The sequence below is a fragment of the Enterococcus sp. 3G1_DIV0629 genome, assembly GCF_002141285.1.
In the GTDB taxonomy this organism is placed as follows: Bacteria; Bacillota; Bacilli; order Lactobacillales; family Enterococcaceae; genus Enterococcus_B; species Enterococcus_B lactis.
In genome coordinates this window covers 170,925-194,323 of record NZ_NGLI01000003.1, presented here as the reverse complement: position 1 = coordinate 194,323, position 23,399 = coordinate 170,925, and the positions used below count along the sequence as shown (strand labels likewise).

Annotated in this window: 13 protein-coding genes and 1 pseudogene; 4 read left to right on the top strand and 10 right to left on the bottom strand. The window is 38.8% G+C overall.

The annotated features are described in order from the left end of the window. Positions 1–50: 50 nt before the first annotated feature. Positions 51–7,154, bottom strand: a complete 7,104-nt coding sequence (locus tag A5816_RS13165) for a QWxxN domain (RefSeq protein WP_086311508.1) — start codon at positions 7,152–7,154, stop codon at positions 51–53. 1,025 nt (positions 7,155–8,179) lie between these two features. Between A5816_RS13165 and A5816_RS13160 the strand changes: the two genes are divergently transcribed. Both A5816_RS13160 and A5816_RS13155 read left to right on the top strand, forming a co-directional pair. Next, positions 8,180–9,532, top strand: a complete 1,353-nt coding sequence (locus tag A5816_RS13160) for a Mur ligase family protein (RefSeq protein WP_002287244.1) — start codon at positions 8,180–8,182, stop codon at positions 9,530–9,532. Then, positions 9,525–10,223 (top strand): type 1 glutamine amidotransferase, encoded by a 699-nt coding sequence (locus A5816_RS13155; protein WP_002315738.1) that lies wholly within the window; start codon positions 9,525–9,527, stop codon positions 10,221–10,223. Before A5816_RS13160 ends, A5816_RS13155 begins: the two co-directional genes overlap by 8 nt. 61 nt (positions 10,224–10,284) lie before the next feature. On the opposite strand, the pseudogene A5816_RS13150 reads toward A5816_RS13155, so the two are convergent. From A5816_RS13150 to A5816_RS13140, 3 genes and pseudogenes are all read right to left on the bottom strand, one after another. Beyond that, positions 10,285–11,431: pseudogene (locus tag A5816_RS13150) on the bottom strand (mannitol-1-phosphate 5-dehydrogenase). Positions 11,432–11,443: 12 nt separating this feature from the next. After that, positions 11,444–11,881 carry a PTS sugar transporter subunit IIA gene (locus A5816_RS13145; protein WP_002291499.1) on the bottom strand — a complete coding sequence of 146 codons (438 nt, stop codon included), beginning with the start codon at positions 11,879–11,881 and terminating at the stop codon, positions 11,444–11,446. A 14-nt stretch (positions 11,882–11,895) separates the two neighbouring features. Continuing rightward, a complete protein-coding gene (locus tag A5816_RS13140) occupies positions 11,896–13,662 on the bottom strand; it encodes a PTS mannitol-specific transporter subunit IIBC (RefSeq protein ID WP_086311507.1) in 1,767 nt (588 codons plus the stop codon). 263 nt (positions 13,663–13,925) lie between these two features. On the opposite strand from A5816_RS13140, the gene A5816_RS13135 reads away from it, so the two are divergent. After that, on the top strand, positions 13,926–14,603 hold the full coding sequence (locus A5816_RS13135; RefSeq protein ID WP_086311506.1) for an ABC transporter ATP-binding protein: 678 nt from the start codon (positions 13,926–13,928) through the stop codon (positions 14,601–14,603). A gap of 2 nt (positions 14,604–14,605) precedes the next feature. Continuing rightward, a complete protein-coding gene (locus tag A5816_RS13130; RefSeq protein WP_086311505.1) occupies positions 14,606–15,733 on the top strand; it encodes an ABC transporter permease in 1,128 nt (375 codons plus the stop codon). A 100-nt stretch (positions 15,734–15,833) separates the two neighbouring features. Here A5816_RS13130 and A5816_RS13125 read toward each other — a convergent pair whose 3' ends face one another. From A5816_RS13125 to A5816_RS13100, 6 genes are all read right to left on the bottom strand, one after another. Next, positions 15,834–16,274 carry a PTS sugar transporter subunit IIA gene (locus tag A5816_RS13125; RefSeq protein WP_010732949.1) on the bottom strand — a complete coding sequence of 147 codons (441 nt, stop codon included), beginning with the start codon at positions 16,272–16,274 and terminating at the stop codon, positions 15,834–15,836. Between the two features lie 10 nt (positions 16,275–16,284). After that, a complete protein-coding gene (locus A5816_RS13120; protein WP_086311504.1) occupies positions 16,285–18,318 on the bottom strand; it encodes a BglG family transcription antiterminator in 2,034 nt (677 codons plus the stop codon). Between the two features lies 1 nt (position 18,319). Beyond that, entirely contained in the window at positions 18,320–20,023 is a 1,704-nt protein-coding gene (locus A5816_RS13115) for a PTS transporter subunit EIIC (RefSeq protein WP_086311503.1), read from the bottom strand. 92 nt (positions 20,024–20,115) lie between these two features. Continuing rightward, the gene (manA, locus tag A5816_RS13110; protein WP_086311502.1) at positions 20,116–21,066 is read right to left on the bottom strand and encodes a mannose-6-phosphate isomerase, class I; all 951 of its coding nucleotides are present in this window, start codon (positions 21,064–21,066) and stop codon (positions 20,116–20,118) included. A 38-nt stretch (positions 21,067–21,104) separates the two neighbouring features. Further along, entirely contained in the window at positions 21,105–22,130 is a 1,026-nt protein-coding gene (locus A5816_RS13105; protein ID WP_086311501.1) for a serine hydrolase, read from the bottom strand. 207 nt (positions 22,131–22,337) lie between these two features. Next, the gene (locus tag A5816_RS13100; protein WP_010732944.1) at positions 22,338–23,207 is read right to left on the bottom strand and encodes a VOC family protein; all 870 of its coding nucleotides are present in this window, start codon (positions 23,205–23,207) and stop codon (positions 22,338–22,340) included. Positions 23,208–23,399 lie beyond the last annotated feature (192 nt).

Below are 23,399 nucleotides of genomic sequence, written 5' to 3'. Positions count from 1 at the left end.
CTCTTCGATGTTCATCAATAGTATTAGCCAGCTGATACGTCATAGACTTTTTAATTGAGCGAAGCACTAAGGGAAACTTTTTTTTGATTCCTCTCTGCGTTTTGCTTGTGTAAGTCGTTATTGACAGTATGGCTTCTATTTTTACCTTTGTCTACTGCATCTAGCAGGCTTCTCTTTTGCAGCTTCTCTGTTTCCTCCCATTTTTCGCCTTTTGTATTTGTCGTGTCCTTCTTTGAGCTCTCCTCCGTATGAGTTGAAACTGGATGTTCTGTGGCAAGCGCTGATTTTTCTTGTGTCTTATGCAAGTGAGGACTTAACCAGTATTGTTCTGGATTGAACAAAAATCCTAACGACAAGTTTAGAAACATCATTCCTTTGTCCTCTTCTGATTTCTTGCTGCTAAGGTTTCTTCGCACGCGTGGTCGTACGTCAAAATCTCTTCCTTGGGAAAGGTCTCTGATAATCGTCATGACCATTTCCGCATCCTCCAACTGTAAATTTGCTCGCAACATATTCATTTTCTTTTTCATTTTCTTTTCATTAGAAGTCAATGCTTTCGCCACAGCTTCTTTCGACAGCTTCGGCAATTTCTGATATTCTGCTAATCGGTCTACGAAATCCTCAAAATAAGGAGATGATAGTGCGTCACTAAACTTATTTTTGTAATCTTTTAGCACGTCTTGTCCACTACTAGCAAAACTTCTTGGTCTCCTCCTATAAACTATGAGATCGCCCGTGTATGAACTAAGATGTGTTGTTTCATGTATGATCGTCTCAGATGGAACTGGTCTTAACTCTAAACGTGGTATTATATCGGGATCTAAATGGAATGCGTCTGCTAAAATGAATATTCTACATTGTGGATCGTCTGGGAATACAAACGCATTTACAATATAACCTTCTGGAAACTCTGACACATAGGATTGTGAAAAATAGTCCCGTTTCAAATCAGTAGTCACGATCCAAACATTTTCAAAACCAATATCTGCCGTTTTTTGGAGGAACTGCTCTCCTTTTTCTGCTATGGATCGTAGTCTCTCGATAATTTTCTTCAATATCTGCTCTTGATTAGGCACATTCTCCAATTCGAACATTTGAATCAGGTATTTACCTTCATAAGTGTCAGAAATAGCTTTCTTTCTCGACAATCTTTGGCATATCTTTTTCATATTATCATATATTATTTTCGTATTTTCGAATTCTAGTGCAAGCTCGACTTGAAATGGTTTGAGAAACTCTGGCGTCTTGCTTGCATCAAGACCAGCAAATACCCGAAAACTATTCTGAGGATGGGATTTAAGATATTCGCGTGTACACTCAAGAAACAAATTATCAATTTCTTTTTGAACTGTAACTTCGATAGGTTGAGTAGGGATGAAGTCATATAATTTTTTCGGCTTTTCCTTCGAATTCACTTTTCTTGCTTGTTTTGGAAGTGGAAGGTATACCTTGGCTTGTCTCAACTTATTCCATTCATCAGCTCTATCTTGAATGACAGGCAATCCATTAATCGTATATTGGCTTTGTAGTCGGGGCCCTGATGTTCCTGGTTTTGATGATCCTGGCTGTGATCCTCCTCTTGGACGTGACGGCTCTGGTTGTATTTTTGGATTTAACGGTTCTATTTTGGGTGAATTTTCCAGAGAAATAGCTGTTTCAATTTGTATATAACTTGCTTCTCTGATACCTCGTTCTTCCTGCCACAGTTTTTTCTCCAAAGGTGTTTCAACCTGGAATTGACCGCTTTCCGGGTGAAATCTCAAAACCGTCATTGGCTCGTTCGCGTCTTTTTTCACTAAATGATATCGTCCAGCTTCCTTATCCAATAAGATGAGTGGCACATAGTGATTTTCTATCTTGATATAAGATCTTCCGGAATCATCTCGCATCAAACCTCGTTCATCTGGCGCAGAAAGATTCATTGGATCTTGTCGAGTTTCGAACTTCTCAAGTTGTTTTCCGATGCTTGTACGGACTTCCTCTGCCATAAAGGGGGACGTCTTTGCTTCGAAATACCACTCCATCCCATTAAAGTTAACAGGAAACAATTCTTCGCCAATCTTCGCATCATAACGCACACCATGTCCCACAATCGGCGTTTCTCTAACAGGAACCCACTGATCGTTCATTTTTATCAAGAATTGGTCCGGCTCTCCTTCTTCTAACACCGTCCTGATCCGCCCTTCGCCATAAGCCGCAGGGTTTAGATTTTTTTCATCAATCACTTTTTGATTGTCTTTTATCTTGATTGCCACGATATCGATCAGTCGTTTCTGTTCTTCTGAAAATGAGACTGGACCTTTAAACACTTCTAATTGGTTGTTCTTCAATAGATAGTAGTCACCAAAGCCGTTCCCTGTTTGTAGATCCGTCACCCGTACATATAAATGTTCATCTACACGTTTCACCGGAACTTCTGGTCCATTTTTCGGTAGCCGCGCCTTCACAAAGTTCTCTGAGATACTTGGCGTCTGCTTTTCCAGTTTTTCTAGCTTTTCTAAAAGATTTTTTATTTCTGTACTTCGAACTTTCGTGCTTAATTTCGCTAATCCTTTAGCCATCAGTTTACTGCTATCCGTTATCAATTCAACCCCTGGATCGATATAGCGCACAATACTAACTCCGAGTTTGCCTAATTCAACGGAGGTGGGAAGAAAATGCCCGCTGTTTCGTAACGCGCTTCTTAAGCCGCCTCGTGCAATCGCTCTTGCCACGCCTAATCCAAATTTTGTACTGAGCGCAACCGCCTCTCCTGCTACTGGGATCAATAATGCAACATCGATCAAACAAGAAGGCACCGCTTTTTCAATATCTTGTTCGATGATTCCTGTCACACAATCATAAAAAGGGACAATATGTGTGAGTACATCGAATGCTTTTTCTAGCGGTGTTTTTTCATCGCCTGACTGATAAAGTTTGTCATACAGTTCGTGACGGTGTTTATGACTGAGCCTTAACGCAAATACCGATAACTTCCCTTTCTCACTGCTTTGAAAATCCATATTTTTGAATCGTTCACTGTTTAGATTCACGTTAAGAGAGAATGTGTCGTATGTCGGCTCATGACTATTTATTTCAAACAATTGATATTTGACGTATAATGACGGGTCTTGATCTACACGATAAACGACATATCCGCCTTCATTTTCCAGTTTTTTCAATCCGTACACACGTTCTTCATCCCCACGTTTAGCTACAAACAGATCAGTCTTCTTCAGATCGGCATCCGTATAAACCGCTTCTAATTTATATTGAATATCTCCTCCCAATCCAATCACAGGAATACGCTTGAATTTTTTTCTTTTTATTTTTGCAGATGCCTCATAAATCTGCGTCTCTTCTGAAAAAAGAAACTGGGATTCATCTTGATCCATCGTTTCAAATGCGAGTTCGATCAGCTTTGTATCTAATTTTGCATAAGCATCTGCCACATTTCCAGTCAAGTCTTTGTACCATTCGTCTAAATTAGGAACTTCCCAGTGCGCTGTCGGGCAAGGATGTCCTCCGCTGATATAGCGAGCGATAGCGTCTGTCTCTGTGACAGGCAGCGCGCCATAATATACCAATAGTGGTGGCGGATACCCTTTTAGTGATGCTTTAGACTTGTAACACTCCCGAATCGTTTCTTCTGCCAGCACCTGTTTCCGCCGCCATTTAAGGGTGGCTTCTTGATAATTTTGAAATAGATGGTCGATCGTTTCTTGTTTTTCAACCAGCTTGAAATAGCCTTTTTGCCAATAGCTGATAAAGGTGCTGAGGGCTACTTCTTTATAGGTTCCTTCAGTCAAAGCTTCACGCAGGCGCTCTGGTTCCAGTTGCGCTGTCGCAAACAATGCAGGCATAAAAATTACTTGCAACTCTTCAAAGTTGAGCTCCTTTTTCTCAGCCACACTATCCAAGAAAACGGCTCCTAAGGAACTTTTTTCTGATTCATTGATTTTTGTACGATACTCTTCCCGTTCTAGCAGCTTATCACCTGTCAACTGCACGAGCAGTTTCTGATCAGAAACCAGCCGTTTGCCTTCACTTAGATCGTCTGGTCGGTACAAACTCGGCAAGGTTTGTTTGAGTGATGCTTCCCAGAGTGTTTTAAACGTAAATGCCCCCGCCTTCTCTTTTAACGGCAAGTAATCAAACGACAGACCCATCTCATATGGACTGTACTCAAGCTGAGCTCTTAGATGATTGACTGTCATCTTAGAAGGATCGGGCATCGCAACGATGTTTCTAGCTAGATGTTCTTCAAGTGAACAGCCAAGAACATGCTCGAATAGCCACTTCATCACTGTCACTTCGGCATCTTTATCTGAGATTTTCTCTTCTTCTTTTCCTCCGTAAAGATTCAATTCTTTCAAGATCACTTGTGCGAGGGTGTGGAGTTTATCTGTACGAAAAACGGTGTCACCATCCTGATGTAAAAGCCACTTGCTCATGGCAATCAGTCGCTTTTCTTTTGTCACCTCCCCAGATAACACACCCTGTTCCTGAAAAAGGCGTTCTACTTGGCTCATCAACTTTTGAGATTGCCATGGATTTTCCTTCTGTGTGGATGTTGGCGGAGCTAAAGAACGTTTTACCCTTGACGTGTCAGGTAAGGCAGTAGAAGATCGTCTATCGAGCTCCATCTCTATAATCCAACGAGACACAATCCCACTTGCCTCTTCTTCTGAGAGGGACTCTTCTTCCTTATTTCCAAGGAGGATATTGGCTAATTGCTTGATTTTGACATCGTATAATGTCTCCGGTATCGTTTCTTCAAGTGCTGTACTGGCAGAAGTTGTGGGATTTGCAGTTACTTCCTCAAGAGCTGTACTGACGGAACTTGTAGGTTTCGTAGGTGGTTCCTTGAGTAAAAGCCAGTGTGTGATTCCTTTGATCAGCTGTTGCGGTTCATGATTCTCACAAGCAATCCCATGTTCAGTCAAAAAAGAGGAAACTTTTTCACGCTGCTTCTCTTTTTGATCCTCATCAAGTTCAGGAAGTAATTTTTTATTTGGCGGAGGGACTTCAATGTCATTTTCCTGAAGAAAAGTCGTAATTTCTTGCTCGATAAATACCGCCTCAATTGCTTGATCTGTCGTGTTTTTGCCCACTTCCTGCTTCTCAAGTATGTCGAAGGTTTTAAAACTATAACCTGCCTGTGCATTATTGTTTTCCCATTGCAACAAATAGAGTCGTGCCTCTATTGGAGACATCTTTTCCACAGTCATTCCGTAATTTAGACAAATCACCTCAGCGGCTAGTTGTTGTCTTACTAGCTTGATCTCGTAATTTTCTCCTGAAAGGATCCACTCTTGTAACTTTTGGACCAGTTCCCTTCGTGTTTGTATATCCTTCACGAAATTTTGATTAACAAGAAAGTACCAAACTTCTTCATTCACTTTTTCTGTTTTTTCCCGTGCATCAAACAGCTCTTCACTATAATAAATAGGAGAGAGCTCCTGCGTTTTGGGTATTGTCCCTGGTAAATTATTGATAAATTCATTGAATAATTGTTTGCCTTCTTTTTGATATTCGTTAAAAGAAGTGATTAGGACAGGATCTGCTCCAGACAGATCATACTGGCTCGTCTTATCAGTGATTGCTTTGTACGTATAATCTTCTAACCACGTATTGGTTTTCCATTGCAGAAAGATGTCCTGTAATTTATTAGCAGAGATGAATTCTCCCCACCGCACGTTTTCCATTCCATAATTTTTAAGGAGCGTGTACGCCAAAAAATGTTTTCTTTCCAATTGACTTAATTTATCTAAATCTTTATTCTCCATCCATGTTCGAGCAATTTCTGGTAGTTCACTCTCAGGAGTGGCGTCGTTCGCCAGCTTTTCTTTCATGAAAAATTCTTTAATTTTTTCATTCACGTGACTTGTTTCATTTTTTCTCTGAAAAAGGGCACGATCATAAAAGAAGACCGGTAACGGTTCCTGATAACGTGTGGAAGGCAACTGATCAGTGATGATCGTCTCATTGATGTGATGGACTTGTTCTGTTTCAAGATCAACAGTAGATAACGTTGGGCTATCCAACTGATTGGTTCGCTTATCTACCGACTCATCTGACATCATTGGTTCAGACATCGCCACATTTTCGTCTGGTGTGTTCTGCTGCTCCTCAGAAATCGGGATGGCTTGCGCGCCTAAATGTTGGATTACATCTAAGCTTTGGACGAATCCACTTAATAAGTTTCCCAAGTCATTAGTTAACTGCCAAAGCTGTGCAGAGATAGACGCTTCTTCTTGTTTCAAAATAGATTCGCTTTTTAGAGATCCATCTTGGTTTATCGGCGTTGGGTTATCTGAAAACGTCCGCTTCATCAAATGGATAAAATGATCCATCACCGAACTGCCTGACACGTCTGCTTGGTTTTCTGTGTAGGACGTGTGTTCAAATTGACTGAAAAAATTGTAAAAGGTCGTAGTTAGATCTTCCCAAAAAGCTTTTTCGATGGGCGGTGCGGTCTCTCTTGGAACCAGGTCACTTTGCTTTTGGGTTTCTTCAAATGAAGCTTGAAAAGTCTGTATTAGCTTCTCGGCAGCGTCTTTACCAGAAAAATAATCAGAACTATTTTTATTAGGGTGTTTAGAAAATGATGGAGTGGCTTCATTTGTTTCCTCTGATCGACCGCCATTCAACTTCTGCGATTCAGTGATTGCTGTCTGACGAATGTTTCTGAAATCGGATTGCTTGCGTTTCTTCTCTCTTACACCTTGTTCACTCTGAGACTCAGTCGCTTTTTCTGGTAGATGGTTCGAAAACATCGTAATTTCTTGCGCTAACTGCTGGATTTCAAGGCTCCATTGACGTGCGGCATCTGTCAACGTGACAAACTGATTTTGGGATGGGCTTTCTGGATGAAACTCCCTTACTCTTGTCGTATTTGTTGGTGTTTCTTGTCTCCTACGAATAGAACGCGAAGACTTCTGAACATTCTTAGACTGGTTCGGCGGTGGATCCGGCAGTGTGAGTGCACTCAAAATACTGTAGACATAGAGATATCCGCTTAAAGTCTTAAGTCCTTCCCTTGTTGGACGTTGTCCCATGCTTGCAGCAAGCTCATTTAATGCTCTTTGGTTGCGTTCCAGTCCAAATGGAGTCTGTGTGTCACTCGTGTACTTCCCCACTTTAGCTCTGTGTTGGTTGATGTCATTCGGCATTGTTTTTCACTCCTTAGATTTCAATTACTAGAAAAGACAGTCTCATTTCTTTAAATCTATAAGTTCCATTCTCCTTGTTTTTTTCAATAACTCGAACTAGTCTATGTCACTTCCTTGTATGTGTTAGTTCTTACTCACACGCTTTTCTTAAAACAACATGGTTTTCTTTTTTGCTTGTTTTTTTACGCTCTCCTTTATTAAGTATTTAAACACATTTCAATAGTTCATATTTATATCAAAAAAATTTTTTTTTCTGTGGATAGAAAAAAATGGACTGTGATTAAACATTTGTTATTTCTCACTATTCCATTATCTGATGATTGTTTTTTTTATGTATACGTCAAAAATATGTTGTGTTATTTATAATAAGAAATACAATGGAATGATTTTTACTTTATCCTAGTATGCTACTTTACTTTATTTACAAAGTTACTTTCATACATCAAGAATACTTGGCATTTATTGTCGAATCAAAAAAAAACAATTTCATCTTTCTTTTCCAAATCTATCTGAAAATAAGCAAAAAAAAAATGGAAAGAAGCGACCTCTCGTTATCATGAACAAAACCTTATTTTACGGTTAAAAGTCTTTTACCTTCACGAAAAGGATTCTGAAAAAAATCATGTGTTTACCCTTATAAGATACATTTTAAGTTGAACAAACTATTCTAAATAATAACCTTTTCAACTAAAATGATAGAAGAACTAAATATGTTTGATTTGCAAAGGGACCTTACGGCGTTGAGAAGGTAAAACCTGACCCTTTGAACCTAGTGGTTAATACCAGCGTAAAGACCAAATGCCCTTTTTTTGATTTTAAGGTACACAAAAAGCACTCATCCCTGTGACCAAACCCAACCAGAAAGGAAGCGAGTGCTTTATGTTTAAAAACTATACTATCTTTATCATTATTCTTTCTGACATAACCTTTTCTTAAGAATAAGAAAAGCAATTTAACCTTTTTTTCAACATATGGTATGATTAGTTGAATTTATTCGTCAGCAAATCGTTTTTGGAGGTTACATAATGGGAATACGCAGTCATTTTGCGATTGCAGTTGGGAAAACGTCGCAATGGGCATTAAAAACTTTTTTTAAAGGCGGATCAAGTTTACCAGGTAAACTAGCGCTGAAAGTCGATCCACATATATTGGATAGCTTGGCAAAAGACTACCAAGTCGTCGTTGTTACCGGAACAAATGGTAAAACATTGACTACCGCTTTAACAGTCAATATTTTGCGCCAGCAATTCGATGAAGTTCTAACCAACCCTACTGGTGCGAATATGGTGCAAGGAATTGTATCGACTTTCTTGCAGGCAAAACCAAAAAAAGGACAGAAAAAATTTGCTGTCCTAGAAATAGATGAAGCAAGTTTGAGCAAAGTCACAGAATATATGAAACCAGAACTATTTTTATTTACAAATATTTTCCGTGATCAAATGGATCGGTATGGAGAAATTTATACGACCTATAAAATGATTGTAGACGGTGCCGCAAAGTCACCAAATGCAACGATTATCAGTAACGGTGATTCACCGATCTTCAATTCGATCGAAACAGTTAATCCTAGAAAATATTATGGCTTTGACCATGAAGAAGATCGTGAACAAATGGCGCATTACAATACAGACGGTGTCTTGTGTCCAAATTGTCATCACATCCTGCATTATAAAATGATCACTTATGCAAACTTAGGAAAATATTACTGTCCAAATTGTGACTTCAAACGTCCTGAACTGGATTACCGATTGACTGATATGGTACGGATGGACAATGTTTCAGCAGATTTTGTAATCGATGGTCATGAATATGGAATCGAAGTTGGTGGTATGTATAACGTCTACAACGCTTTAGCAGCTACTGCAGTGGCGGAGTACTTCAATGTCGATCCTGATAAAATCAAACAAGGGTTAGGATATGACGAGAAAGTGTTCGGCCGACAAGAAGTCATCAATATCAATGGAAAGAAATGTACATTAGTACTTGTCAAAAATCCTGTAGGTATCAATCAAGTAATCGATATGATTGGTCTAGCTCCTTATCCATTTTCTTTAGTGGCTTTATTGAATGCCAATTACGCAGACGGAATCGATGTCAGCTGGATTTGGGATGGTAATTTTGAAAACTTTGCCGATATGGATATCCCAGCCGTTATTTCTGGAGGAGACCGTCATACAGATATGACTTTACGTCTGAAAGTTGCCGGGATTCCAGAAAATAAATTGACAGAAACAAAAGAATTACCAGAAGTAATCGAAAAAATCAAAGAATTGCCAACTGAACATGTCTATATCTTAGCTACTTACACTGCTGTATTGCAGCTACGTAAAGAACTAGCGGCTCAAGGATTTATCAAAGGAGGAATGAATCGTGGCTAATTATGAACTCAATATCGCCCACCTTTATGGAAATTTGATGAACACATATGGCGATAACGGAAACCTTTTGATGTTGAAATATGTAGCAGAAAAAATGGGGGTTTCTTGCCATACGGAGATTGTTAGTATACATGAACCTTTTGATGCTGATAAATATGACTTGGTTTTCTTTGGCGGTGGTCAAGACTTTGAGCAACTGATCATTTCAAAAGACATCCAGAAAAAGAAAGATTCTTTGATCAACTATATCGAAAATGATGGTGTCATGTTAGCCATTTGCGGTGGTTATCAATTGCTAGGTCACTACTACATGGGAGCCAACGGAGAAAAGATCCAAGGTATCAGTGCACTGGATCACTACACATTAAGTCAGGAAAATAACCGGTTTATCGGTGACATTGTCATCCATAATGAAGAATTCAATGAAACTTATTATGGATTTGAAAACCACAATGGTCGGACTTTCTTAGGTGAAGGTGAACGGCCTTTGGGGAAAGTGGTACAAGGTCAAGGAAACAATGGGGAAGATCAATCCGAAGGTGTCATTTACCGAAATGTCTTCGGTTCTTATTTCCACGGACCTATCCTTGCAAGAAATGAGAAATTAGCAGCTCGCTTGATCCGCCTAGCTTTAGAACAACGTTACGGTAAAGAGTTGGACCTGCCCTATCTTGAAGGACAAACAGCCTAGTTATTCGAAAAAGGGGAATGTGACAAAATTTGCGTCACATTCCCCTTTTTCGTATCCTATTTTAAGCGACTTGCTTGGCATAACGGTTCACGTTTTGCTTGATATTCCCGATTGTTTTCGGATCATTGATTCCTGTGACTTCTTGGATCAATTGTTCTAAGTTTTCATGGATTTTCATTTCATGCAGTTGACGGCTTTGTTCATCTTCAGGATCATAGTAATTAAAAATAATACCCATTGTTGCCGTTAAATGTGGACAAGTCAAGTTATGTTCTTGTAGTTCTCTCACTGGCCGTGTAAACCGTTCTTGATAACCTAACTTACGTAATGGTGTCCGAGCGACACGTGTGATCGCATCAGAGATATTTTTGTTTTGGAAACGATGGATGATTTTTTCAATATACGCATGATGCTGCTCTGCATCAAACCCCCATTTGGCAATCAGCAAACTTCCTGTTTCCTGCAGAACTGATTTTAATTGTGCCACAACTAACGCATCTTGCATTGCTTCATCAATGGTCTGATAACCTAACAAGGCACCTGTATAAGCGACAGTCGCATGACCAGTATTGACACTAAATAGTTTGCGTTCGATATATGGTTCTAGATCATCTACATATAAAACCCCTTTTAATTGGATTTCTTTATTTTTTCTTTGGCTATCGTCAATGACCCATTCCTTGAAAGGTTCTACTTGGACGAATAAAGGATCTTCATGGTGTTGTAATGGGACGATTCGATCGACTGCTGCATTTGGAAAGCCGATATATTTGTCAGTAAATGATGTTTCTGGAAGATATTTATACACTTCTTTTTCTAGAAATGCTGAACCACCAATCATGTTTTCACAGGCAATGACATCTAAAGGTGTTGTGTTTCCTTCCATTTCTCTTTCTTGGATACCCTTTGCAATCAACTCGGCAATAAAAGGTAAGATATTCGGGCCAATGGCGGTAGTGACTAAATCTGCTTCAGCGATTTCTTGGATTACTTTTTCTGGATTTGTTTGATTGTTGATTCCTTTGACATTTTTTAATTCTTTCTTTTGATTCATCTGCTAATTAGATTTCGTATTCTTTTCTTTCATTTAAAGCATCAATGATCGTGTGATTCACATCTACGAAAGTAATCTCAAATCCATTAGCTGCCAAAACTTCTCCAATAAATCCTCGACCGATATTTCCTGCACCAAAATGTACTGCTCTCATTTTTCTCTCTCCTTAAGCAATTGCTAGATTTTCCGTTACTTCTTCTTTGCTGAGCGCGTCTGCTAGTTGGACAACATTGTCCATATCACTGCAATAAAGTGCGATTTGCTGTACAAGTTGCAGATGCTCATCGCCGACTCCTGCTATACCGAACAAAACAGTCGCAATCTTTTCTTCTTCTTCCGTACCAAAATTGACACCGTCTGGCACCTGTACGACACAGATGCCGGATTTTTTCACATATTTTTTTGCTTCATCTGTTCCATGAGGAATCGCGATAAAATTCCCCATGTAAACAGATAACATGTTGTCTCTTTCTACCATGGCATCGATATATTCCTCATCAACGCATCCTGCTTCTACAAGCTTTTGACCGCAATAGCGGATCGCTTCTTCTTTGGTTTTAAATGATCGATTGAGTTCGATCATGTCGAATGGCAAACTTTGCATGCTGTTTTCCTCCCTTAAGCTGTCTGTTTCAAATATTGTGCAATTGATTCAAATTTTTGTGGGTTGACCATGCTATTAACCGATAAATGAATGGATTGGGGTGCAGCCATCTGTGCTTTTTCTGCTAAACTTTCTTTGGCTACGATCAGTGAATCAGGCTCCCCTTTTAACTCCTGGATGTTGACTTTTCGTAACGGGATAGTTAAATGGTTCTTGTCTAATATATCTTTGAGCACGGTCATCCCCATTGTTGCTGATCCCGAACGATCATCGTGGACAAGTAGAATCTCTTTGATTTGCTTGATGTTTGCTGAAAGAAACTCTTCTGTTGGCTCGTTCTTGATTTCAGAAACTGATGGTTCCTGTTTGCTGCTCAATTCTTGAATGATTTCATCATATCGAGGTGAATTCAAAAAGTTTTCTACTGAGACAAAACGCGCGCTCGGTGCTTTTTGTTTTGCTCTTTCTTGTAGTTCGACCTGAGTAACGATCAATGTATTCGAGTCATCTGTCAGTTGGCTGATTGCTTGGTTAGTCACCGTTTGAGGCAAGTCTGCTTCCTGTACTTTTTTTCTCAAGATCGAAGCGCCCATCGCACTTGATCCCATCCCTGCATCACAAGCAAAAATGATTTTTTGTACGCCAGATAGCGCAGTTCCTTGAGGAATACCTTGGGCACCTTTAGATGCTTGTTTAGCTGCTTTTGTCTCTTGCACAGACTTTTCAAAGTCTTCATTTGTATCTTTCGCATCCGCTTTCAAAATCACTGCAGAAATACCGAATGAAACAGCTGCGGCAACAATCACGCCCAAAATAACAGGAAGGTAAGAATTGAACGGTGTCATCGCTAGAATCGCAATGATCGATCCTGGAGAAGCTGGCGCTCTTAGTCCAGCATCCATCAATTGGAAAATGAAACTTCCTGACATTCCTCCGCCTATAACTGATAAGAATAATAACGGTTTCATCATGACGTAAGGAAAATAGATTTCATGGATCCCACCTAAAAAGTGGATGATCATGGCACCTGGTGCTGAAGATTTTGCTGCTCCTTTGCCAAACAAAGTAAAAGCAAGTAATACGCCAAGTCCTGGACCAGGATTTGCTTCAAGCAAGAATAGAATAGATTTTCCAGCCTCTGCTACTTGTTCAGTTCCCAATGGTGTTAAAATCCCATGGTTGATTGCATTATTCAAAAATAAGATTTTTGCTGGTTCAATAAAAATACTTGTCAATGGAATCAAATGGGCAGATAAAATGATCTCTACACCTTTTGCCATTGCTTGAGTCAATGCATCGACAACTGGACCAATCGCAGAAAAACCTAATAACGCTAATCCAAAACCGATAAGACCTACTGAAAAATTATTGACCAACATTTCAAAACCGGATTTGATCCGTTTTTGGAACAGCTGATCAAATTTCTTGATGGCATATCCACCAAGAGGTCCCATGATCATCGCACCTAGCATCATTGGAATATCTGTTCCGACAATCACGCCCATCGTTGCAATTGCTCCCACAACTGATCCGCGGTCACCAGCAATTACTTTTCCGCCAGTATAGCCGATCAATAAAGGAATCAGATAAGTTAGCATCGGGCTTACCATGGTAGCAAAAGCTTCATTTGGCAAATAACCATCTGGGATAAATAAAGCCGTTAACACACCCCAAGCAATCAGTGCTCCAATGTTTGGCATGACCATGCTTGATAAGGTACTGCCTAATTTTTGTACCTTCGCTTTTAACGAAATGTTGTTTTTGGGAATCGTCCGTTCCATTTTGTCTCTTCCTCTCTCCTTTTGATACTCTAATTGTATCCGCTTACTAAAAAGAGAAATAGTCGTACTTTGGCACGAAACTTTGTGCCAAAGGTTTGAGGGTATCAGCAAAATAAAAAAATTTTGGGATCAGCAAACTTTACTTTTAAATAAAAATGTTATTTTAATTTTTTTATAATATATAAATAATAACTTTTGTCAGCATTTTATTTGAATATTTTTTGTTTTATTATGATATTAAAATTTATATTGGAGGCCTATCTATGACATTACTGATCAAAAACATGAACATGAAACGTGGTAAAAAACGTGTGATTCGACAATTGAATCTTTTAGTAGAATCAGGAGAAGTAGCTGCTTTGATTGCCCCGAACGGATTTGGCAAAACAACTTTGCTGAATGGCATTGCCCAACTGCTGCCAACAACTTATGATCAATTGTCCCTTCACAACATCTCTCCTACTGCTTATACAGATTACCGCCGGTCTTTCTTTTTTCTAGAATCAACGAATCAGTTATCCGACTATCTAACGGCTGTTGATTATTTGACTTTGATCAAATACTATTGGCAGAGCAAAGTAGAATGCCAAACTGTTTTCCAACGATTGAAGATGACTGAGTACCTTACTTTGCCGATTGGAAAAATGTCTCTAGGAATGAAACAACATGTCTTGCTTGCTGCTTACTTGATCAGTGATTCATCTGTCATGTTATTCGATGAACCGTTGAACGGGTTAGACCCAGGAAGTATTGATGTCTTGAATAGGCTGATCAGACAATGGCAGGAAGAGGGGAAGACGATTCTTCTTTCTTCCCACGCTATCGCGAATATCCAATCGATTTGTTCTAAAGCATGTTTTCTAAAAAATGGAGAAATCGTCACAGAATCCTCAAATATGGAAGAGATTTTAGCTATTTATCGTAAATTGTATGAGGTGTAACTATGACTTTATTTACATTTGAACGCAATCTCTTACTAAAAAACAAAGTAAACTTTTTATTTCCTCTATTGTTGGTCGTGCTCTTTGCATTCCCACTTTTTTTTGATTATGAACTTGCTTATACAGAATTAGATGAACTGAATCATAACTATGAAGAGACGCAACGTTTGATTGAAACGTTGAAAGAAGATGAGAATGAGAAAGAATTTGTGGAAAGTTTAGAGAAAAGCAACAAACTGATTGAAGCAATTTTACGTGCAAAAAACACAGGGAATGTCCAGGAAATGGTCGAAGCAACTTATCATTATGAAAAAGATATACTGGATCGACTGATTTCTGGTCAAAGACAAGGAATTCCAATCATTGAACAACAAAAACGTGTCGAGTTGCTCCGTTATATGAACGAACATCAGATCCAAAGATATTCAATTTTTGACTTGCCAGCGCACCTCCCTTTAGCGAATTACTACGAAAATATTTTTTCAGGAATGATTTCTAGTTTTTTGATTTTATGTATAACCGCCTTGTTTCTTTCCTCGATCATCTCTTATGAAAAAAGAAAGCAGGTAATCTCTCTAGTCAATCTATTACCGGATAGTATAGTAAAGAAACATAGCATCCGTTTTACCGTTTATTATGGTGCAGCTATGCTAAGTCTCGTGATTCCATTTTTGTTCGTCTCTATACTAGTAGTAATCAAAAATGGTTTGGGAGACTTCCGTTATCCTGTAGGAACGATCATTGGTCAGGAGATACGAATCCTTCCGATGTATGTGTATCTTTCCCAGAGTTTTCTGTTCCTGTTGTTGTGGGTGCTTTTTTTAAGTACAATCAGTTTTCTTCTATCTGCTTTATTTGAACATTCTCTAGTCAATCTTTTAGGTACACTTCTTTGTCTTTTCTTAGCAGAGTATCGCTTGTTTTCTTCGATTGGATGGATAGAATCAATCAGTCATTACTTGCCAACTTCTTATGTTGATTTTCAAAATGTGATCGTAGGAGGAGATATGTTCTCGCCACTAGCTTCAGAACAGGTTACTTTCATGAATGGTATCTTGACACTTGGTACATGGAGTATCGTTCTATTATTCATAGGTATGGGCGCTATCTATATAAAAAAGAGTTATTAAAACACAAAAATAATAGGAGCGGTGACAAAAATCTTGTCACCGTCTCCTATGGTTGAAGTTATTACTTGATGCAAGGCAGCTTTTTTACTGAGAACATTGGTTATATATGTCCATGTTCAAAAATCATTTGGACTTCTTCAATGGTTTCCGCATCACTGAGCGCCATTACTTGGTCGATGTCTGAACAGAAAAATGCTAAATCTTGTAGCACAGCTAACTGATGTTCTTTTTTTAAAGCCACTACAAATAAGAGTATCGCGATTTTTGGTTCCTCTTTTGTTCCAAAGTCCACACCATCAGGCACTTGGACTAAATAGATTCCTTCTTCTACTACTTCTTCATCTTTGTCAGTCCCATGTGGCAAGGCTACGAAATTCCCGATATAGACACTCGCTTTTTCTTGTCTTTCGATCATTGATTGGATATATGCCGGTTTGATTCCCCCTTGTTGGGTCATCCACTGACCGATCTCGGTCAACGCTTCTTTCCAATTTTGATAGGATTGATCGAGCAATATTTTTTCTGCTGGTAGCTGGATCATCTTTTCACCCTCATTTCTTTATTTCTTCAATCAGGATTTTCGCTAACAATTGATAAACGATTTCTTTATTTCCTGAGCGGAAGATCTCGGTGTTCAAATCGTTCATGATGATTGCTCCACTGATTTTTCCTAAAAGAATCCCGTCTTTTTCTTGGATTGGCGAAGGCGCCAGCATAACTAACATACGGGACAAATCGACTGGCTGTCTATCCATCCCGTCAATTGTCAACGGTTGTTTCAAATTGAAAATACAAAAGATCGGTTTAGAAACCAATGAGCTGGATGTATGGAATAACCCCATATTTGTATGAGGAATTCCGATAGGTGCTTGTTCATATCGCTTAAGCAGTCGGCGATGAACCAACTCTTCATCCGTTACTAGTCCTTCAGGAAAATAAGGAAATAAACTGCGAATCGTTTCGGAGACCGTATCAGGGTTATCTAGTTCTTGAATAAAGAAACGATCAAGTAATTGATTGATTTGCTCCATGAAATGCATCGTTTCCTCATAAGTATCTTCTAGCATCCACTCGTTATTGCTGTTATACGTATTTTTTTGCCTTTTTTTCTTCTCAATATGCGAAAAAGCTTCTTTTAGCTGTTTGACTTCCTCTTCCAGCAGTAGCGGGGAGACTAAAATATATGTTCCATTATATCCTGGTAGAATAGATGTAGAAATAACAATATCATATTCTTCTTGTAAATCAATTTTTTTCAAATCAGCGATCCGATAGAAATGAATCTGTTGAATGAAAGGAAAATAACGTTTCAAACGCAGTTCCAACATGCTAGTAGAAGCTAAGCCGCTTGGTGAAAATCCTGCAATACTGATATTGCTTTCTTTCGGACTTTTTTCCAATGAATTTGCAAAATGAAGGACCATATATGCAATCTCTTCTTCTGATAATTTCTTTTCTTGAAAAATCCGCTCTACTGCTTGGCGGATTGCATTGGCAATTTCCTCATATTGAACCATGATTTTTTCTAAAATCGGATTAGTCAGTGTCTCTTCTTGTAAAACAGCTCTTGAAAACACACCAGACAAATGGGTCAAAAGCATTTTGTACAAAGTTTCATCTTCATAGAAATGGACATTCGTCTCTTCACCTACTTCTTGAATCAGTTGTTTTACTAAATAAGCAAGCTGTGTATCGAACGTTTCTTCAAAGAAATTCTGATCAAATGAGTTCGTGAAGTCATTTAATAATCCTGCAAAAAAGACGATTTCATTTACTGGATAAAGTTGTTTTGTCTCAGAAGCAATTCGTGAGAATAATCGTTTAGCGGTCTGAAGCAATTCTTTGTTTGCCAGACCATTATACGTCTCATTTGTCAGTAAATGATTTTTCGTTACACGATCCATCGTCAATGTCAGCATCAAAACCAAATGTTCAAGTTTTCTATCACTTAGATTAGTCTTTTTTTGGATCAATTCTTCCCCGACTACTTGGCGTGCAAGAGACAGATGTTGCGGATCAACGAATCGAAAAAAGTAATTCAGCGATGAATCAAAAGAAATACTATGAAAAAGTTCATATTCATTGATTTCTAATTCTAATACATTCGCTGTTAGAAGCCGACGGTATTTTTCCGGTCCTACGATCTCATATCCTTGGTTCCGAATGATTTCCAAAGGCAGTTGGCGGATACTTTCTTCCAATTGTTTGATATCCGCATAAAAAGTGGTATTACTGATGCGGTATAATTCCATAAAATGGGCAAGACTCAACGGTTCTGTCGTTAATAACAACTCGGCTAAAATTGCGTGTTGGCGTTTAGCAGTAGGCAAATCATCGCTTTTCCCATCTGTATTTTCTTTTAATTGCTCCATTACTTCTTCCGATGCCTCAATGACAAACGAACCTCTTGCTACTTTTTTCAACGAAGCATTTACCGATTTCAATGAGACTTCAAGATTATCTAATTCGCGGTAAATGGTCCGCTTGCTGACTTTCAATAAATTCATCATTTTTTGGATAGTCACAGGTGAGGGACTGCTGAGAAATTCTGCTAATAATTGTTTTTCTCTGGGCGATAAGTACATCTTATTTTTCTCCCTTCACGAGTTTTTCGTATTCATTCGTAGCTACCCAATGTTCCACTAAGACTAGCTGAGGGATCTTTTCTTTTAGCTGTTCATTTACAGCTAGTTCTCTTTGGGCGATATAAATCGTTTCTTCTTGGATTTTGAGCTGTTCGATTGGTTTCTTTAAGATAACAAACTGTTTTTTCTCTTTTTTTGCTAATTGACTTAAAATCGTCATGCCCATGGTTTGTGAACCTCGTCTATTATTTTTGTACAAAAACACAATGTTGACGAGCGACTTTTTCTGTTCTGCTACTTCTACTCTCTCTTTTTTTTCTTTCCAATTTGGTTTGTGGATCGCTTCTTTTATTCGTGACAGCAAGATATCTGTTTCCAAAAAGTGATCCAATACGAAAATTTGACTTTGAGGTACTTTTTCTCTTGCAAGATCCGCTAATTCATGTTGGACGATAACAAGCTGATTTACTTGATTGTTCAATTCATAGACAGAGCTGTATCCGACAGCGAGATCAATTTTTTCCGCTGCTAATTTCTTCTTCAGTAGGGCGGCTCCCATAGCGCTTGATCCCATGCCTGAGTCACACGCAAAAACGACAGAATGAATGGTAGATAGTTCCAAAATTTCTCCCCTTTCTTTGACCGTGTTGTCTCCTTTTTCTTTTTTCGGTAATTTCAATAGCAGCGTTGCACAAATGAAGATTACAAATGTACTGAGTGCTATCCCTATGCTTACCCCAGCTAGTTGCGGATAAGGCGTATTGGCAAAAATCACGAGTAGTGACCCGGGCGATACAGGAGTAGCTAATCCCGCATCTAACCATTGGAATATCAACGTGCCGCTTGCTCCACCAACCATTACAGCTAAAAACAGAGATGGACGCAACAAGACAAACGGAAAATAAATTTCGTGAATCCCACCAATCGCATGGATCATCAACGCTCCACTTGCGTTTACTTTTTCCTGTTTTTTTGCAAAACAAAGGATAGCAAGTAAGATCCCTAAACCAGGTCCCGGATTTGCCTCCATCAAAAACAGGTAAGAGTGTCCGACTGCTTGTGAGAATTCGATTCCTAAAGGTGTCAACACACCATGGTTGATTGCATTATTAAAAAATAATACTTTTAGAGGTTCTAGGATCAAACTGACAAGCGGCAACAGATTCATTTTGACTAGCCAAGACACGACGGAGACAAGCAACAGGTGGAAACTATTTAAAGCTGGCTCAATAAAAACGATTCCAATTATACAAATAACACTACCAATCAGCCCTACTAGTAAGTTGCTGACAAGCATTTCATACCCAGCTCTGAATTTCGCATGAAATCTAGAAACAAATTGTTCATACAAGATGCCGGCAAGCGGTCCTATAATCATCGCTCCTACGATTTGCGGGGCATCGGAACGAGCAATCAACCCTAAAGAAGCGATTGCGCCCGCGACTGCCCCTTTTTGTCCCCCTACCGATTTTCCGCCTGAATAGCTGATCAAGATTGGTAAAAGCAGTTGAATCATCCAGTGGCTTACCTCTTCCAACGTGGCGTGCAAATCGCCAGACACACCTTTTATTACTAATGACAAGATTCCCCAAGCAATAAACAGACTTAGGTTTGGCATGATCATTTCATTCAAGTGGTGTCCGGCTTTTCTTAGTTGTTTCGTAAACACTCGACTGCTGCCGTTTGCTTTCCATTTGTAGTCCATCTTTTTCACCATACTTCTATTTATTGATAGACGGATTTTATGTAGAAAAAGCAGCAAACGAAAACCGTCTGCCGCTTTCAGCTATCTGGGAACTATTTGCCTGGTTCAGACGCAATGATTGCTAGTTCACCTTGGACCGTCCACTCAGAAACGCCACTTGGAATGATACAGCTTGTTCCTTTTTCTAATGGATATGTTTTTCCGTCAACAACAAGGTCTCCTGCTCCTTCAATCACTGTCATCAACGTATAAGGGGCTTGTTTTTTGAAAGATGTGATTCCTTTAATATCCCACTCATATACATTGAAAAACTCAGTTTCTAAATAAGTGACGATTGATGAATTCCCTTTTCGGACTTCTTTGATTTGTAATTCTGGTGTTTTCGCAGGGACAGTTGTTACATCGATCGATTGTTGGATATGCAGCTCTCTTGTTTGTCCTTGCGCATCTTTTCTGTCGTAGTCATACACGCGATAGGTCGTATCGGAGCTTTGTTGTGTTTCTAAAATCATGATTCCTTTGCCAATAGCATGGATCGTTCCGCTTGGTACATAAAAGAAATCACCTTTTTTAACTGGTACTTTCTTCAAAAGGTCATCCCAGCGCCCATCTTTGATCATCTCAGCTAGTTCTTCTCTTGTCTTTGCATGATGACCGTAGATGATTTCTGCACCAGGTTCAGCATCGATGATATACCAGCATTCAGTTTTTCCTAATTCACCTTCATGTTTCATCCCATAGGCATCATCTGGATGTACTTGTACAGATAGATCATCTTCTGCGTCTAAGATCTTGATCAATAATGGAAACACTGGTTCTGAAGGATGGCCAAACAATTCCTTGTGTTCTGACCATAGTTCATCTAATCTTTTCCCTTTGAATTCGCCATTTTCTACTACACTGACACCATGAGGATGCGCGCTGATCGCCCAATCTTCTCCGATTTTATCGTTAGGGATATCAAAACCGAAGACTGAACGTAAACGGCTTCCTCCCCAAATTTTTTCGTGAAAAACTGGTTTTAAAAACATAGGTTCCTGCATAATTCAAACTCCTCTCATTTTTCATAGCTATTATAGCATTATTTCTGTAATACCGCTTTCTCTTTCAAAAATTTTTCAACAATTTCATCTCGACATATGAGATACTCCGCACGATAATCGACAGGATGTACGCGATTTGACAAAAATATCAACGCTTCTTGTGTTTTTATATCAATCAAGAAAAACGTACCTGTATAACCAGTATGAAAAAGAATCGCATGACCGTCTTCTACATCTTTTTTTAAATCCCACCCTAGAGAACGATAGCCATTTTTTTCTGGAGTTTGATCTTGTAGCAAAGAATCAATCGTTTCTTCTTCTAAAAACCGACCATTACTGATTTTTCCCTTGTTCAAATACATTTGGACAAAAGTAATGCTGTCGTTCAAATCGATAAAGAGCCCAGCATTTCCTGCATGTTCAGCTAAAACTCTTGCTTTCGGATCATGAGTTTGTCCACGCAAAACCTCACCCGAAGGCAGTTGTTCTGTGGGAACGATTTTTTTGGAAGGAAAAGGAAGAAATAAGCTGTTCATCATTCCTAATGGTTCCAATACTTGTTCTTGAAAGATTTCCACTGCAGTTTCTTGGTAAATTTTTTCCAGCATCAATCCAAGAAGAATCGTTCCGGCATCTGTATATTTTACTTCTTTTCCTAGTTGCTCACCTGGTTCTAGCTTCAAATAAGCGGCAATCAATTCTTCCTGAGATAGCTCATCTCTGTTTGGTATCCATGTTTTGATATCAGAAGTATGTGTCAGTAAATGACGCAAAGTGATTGTCTGATTTTCAAATTCAGAAAGATATTTATGCAGTGGTTGATCGAGTTCTATTTTTCCATCTTCTAATAGACGCAAAACTAATGAAGTGGTTGCAACGACTTTCGTCAGTGATGCTGCATCAAACAACAGATCTTCTGTCATCGGCTGTTTTTCAGGAACGACTTGGGCAAAGCCAGCTGTAAATGATTCTACTTGATTTTCTTTGATGAAGGCGGCTGCTACACCTGGATAAAATCCTTCTTCCATTTTTTTCAAAATAAGCTGTTTCGTTTGTGGGTACATCTTTTTCTCCTGCTTTTCTGTCAGATTCTTACAGTCCAAGCTTAAAGCTTAATCTATGAGGAATCAACCTTTTTACACAAAAAAACTGCGCGGAAAACCACGCAGTTTCATTCGGTATACTGTTTGCTCTTTCTATCTCTAGAACAAGTGATAGTATGACCGTTCATAAAATGACGAGACATGCGACAATCGTTAAGAAAGAAAAAGTTAAGCGTCGCATCGAATGTCAGTTTTATTCTTTTCTTTTGGCTCACTGACGAACCACCATTCGATTCCTATGGCATCATAGATTGTGAGTACTGTATGCTTTTTGTCCAAGAAGAAATCGACTGATAATTGCTGCAAGTGAGCAATCAGTCCTTCCATGCTTTCAGTATCAATCATGAATTTCAGAAAATCAAGGCCAATCACTTCATCTGTAGGCAAATCGATGGCACCACCACTTGCTTCTGTCAATCCAACATGGAAATCTCCTTCATTCAATACATGGATGCCTTCTTCTTCATTATGTACCTTCAAACCAAGGACACGATTAAGAAATTGGCGTTCTTTTGCTAAATCAGTAACATTTAAATGGATTTTTTCAAAATAAGATCCTGCTGATAGTTTACTGAATTTTTCTTCAGATTTTCTTAACAACGCTTCTTGATCCATCGTCTCTGGAACTTCTCTTTGGTCACTCTTATTCTCTTCATGGTAAATTTCTAATTCATTCTCTTCGGGGTCTACGAGTAAAATCCCCATACGTCCATGATCTTCTAAAGCTTCTTTGATTGGATAATTCTTTTTACGTATACGGCAAAGAATATCTGCCATTTCTTCTGTGCTAGGGATAATCAATGAGAAACGGTTCAGCTTTTTGATCTCCCCCATGTGATCATTCGCTCTAGGACTTTCTTCCAGCAGCAACATTTCACTTCCAGCTTCTTCTGTTCCTAAAATGGCTAATTCGTTTTCTTCTCTTTTCAAATCAAAGCCAACAACGTTCTTGTAAAAATCAATCATTTTATCTCGGTCTTTCACCCGAATGGCTACACTTTTTAAATAGGTGGCAGCCCCCAATTGAAAATCTCTCATATTTCTTGCTCCCCTCTACGTCAAGCTTTATTTTAACGATGGATTCTTCTTCTTTCAAGCAATAACTTTGATTTTGTTAAAAAAAGTGTGAGAAACTTCGCATTTTACTTGTTTTTTGTAAATAAATGAGTAAAAAACCACATGAAACTCATTTTCTTGAAATGTGCTTCATGCGGTAAAGAAAAATAATAA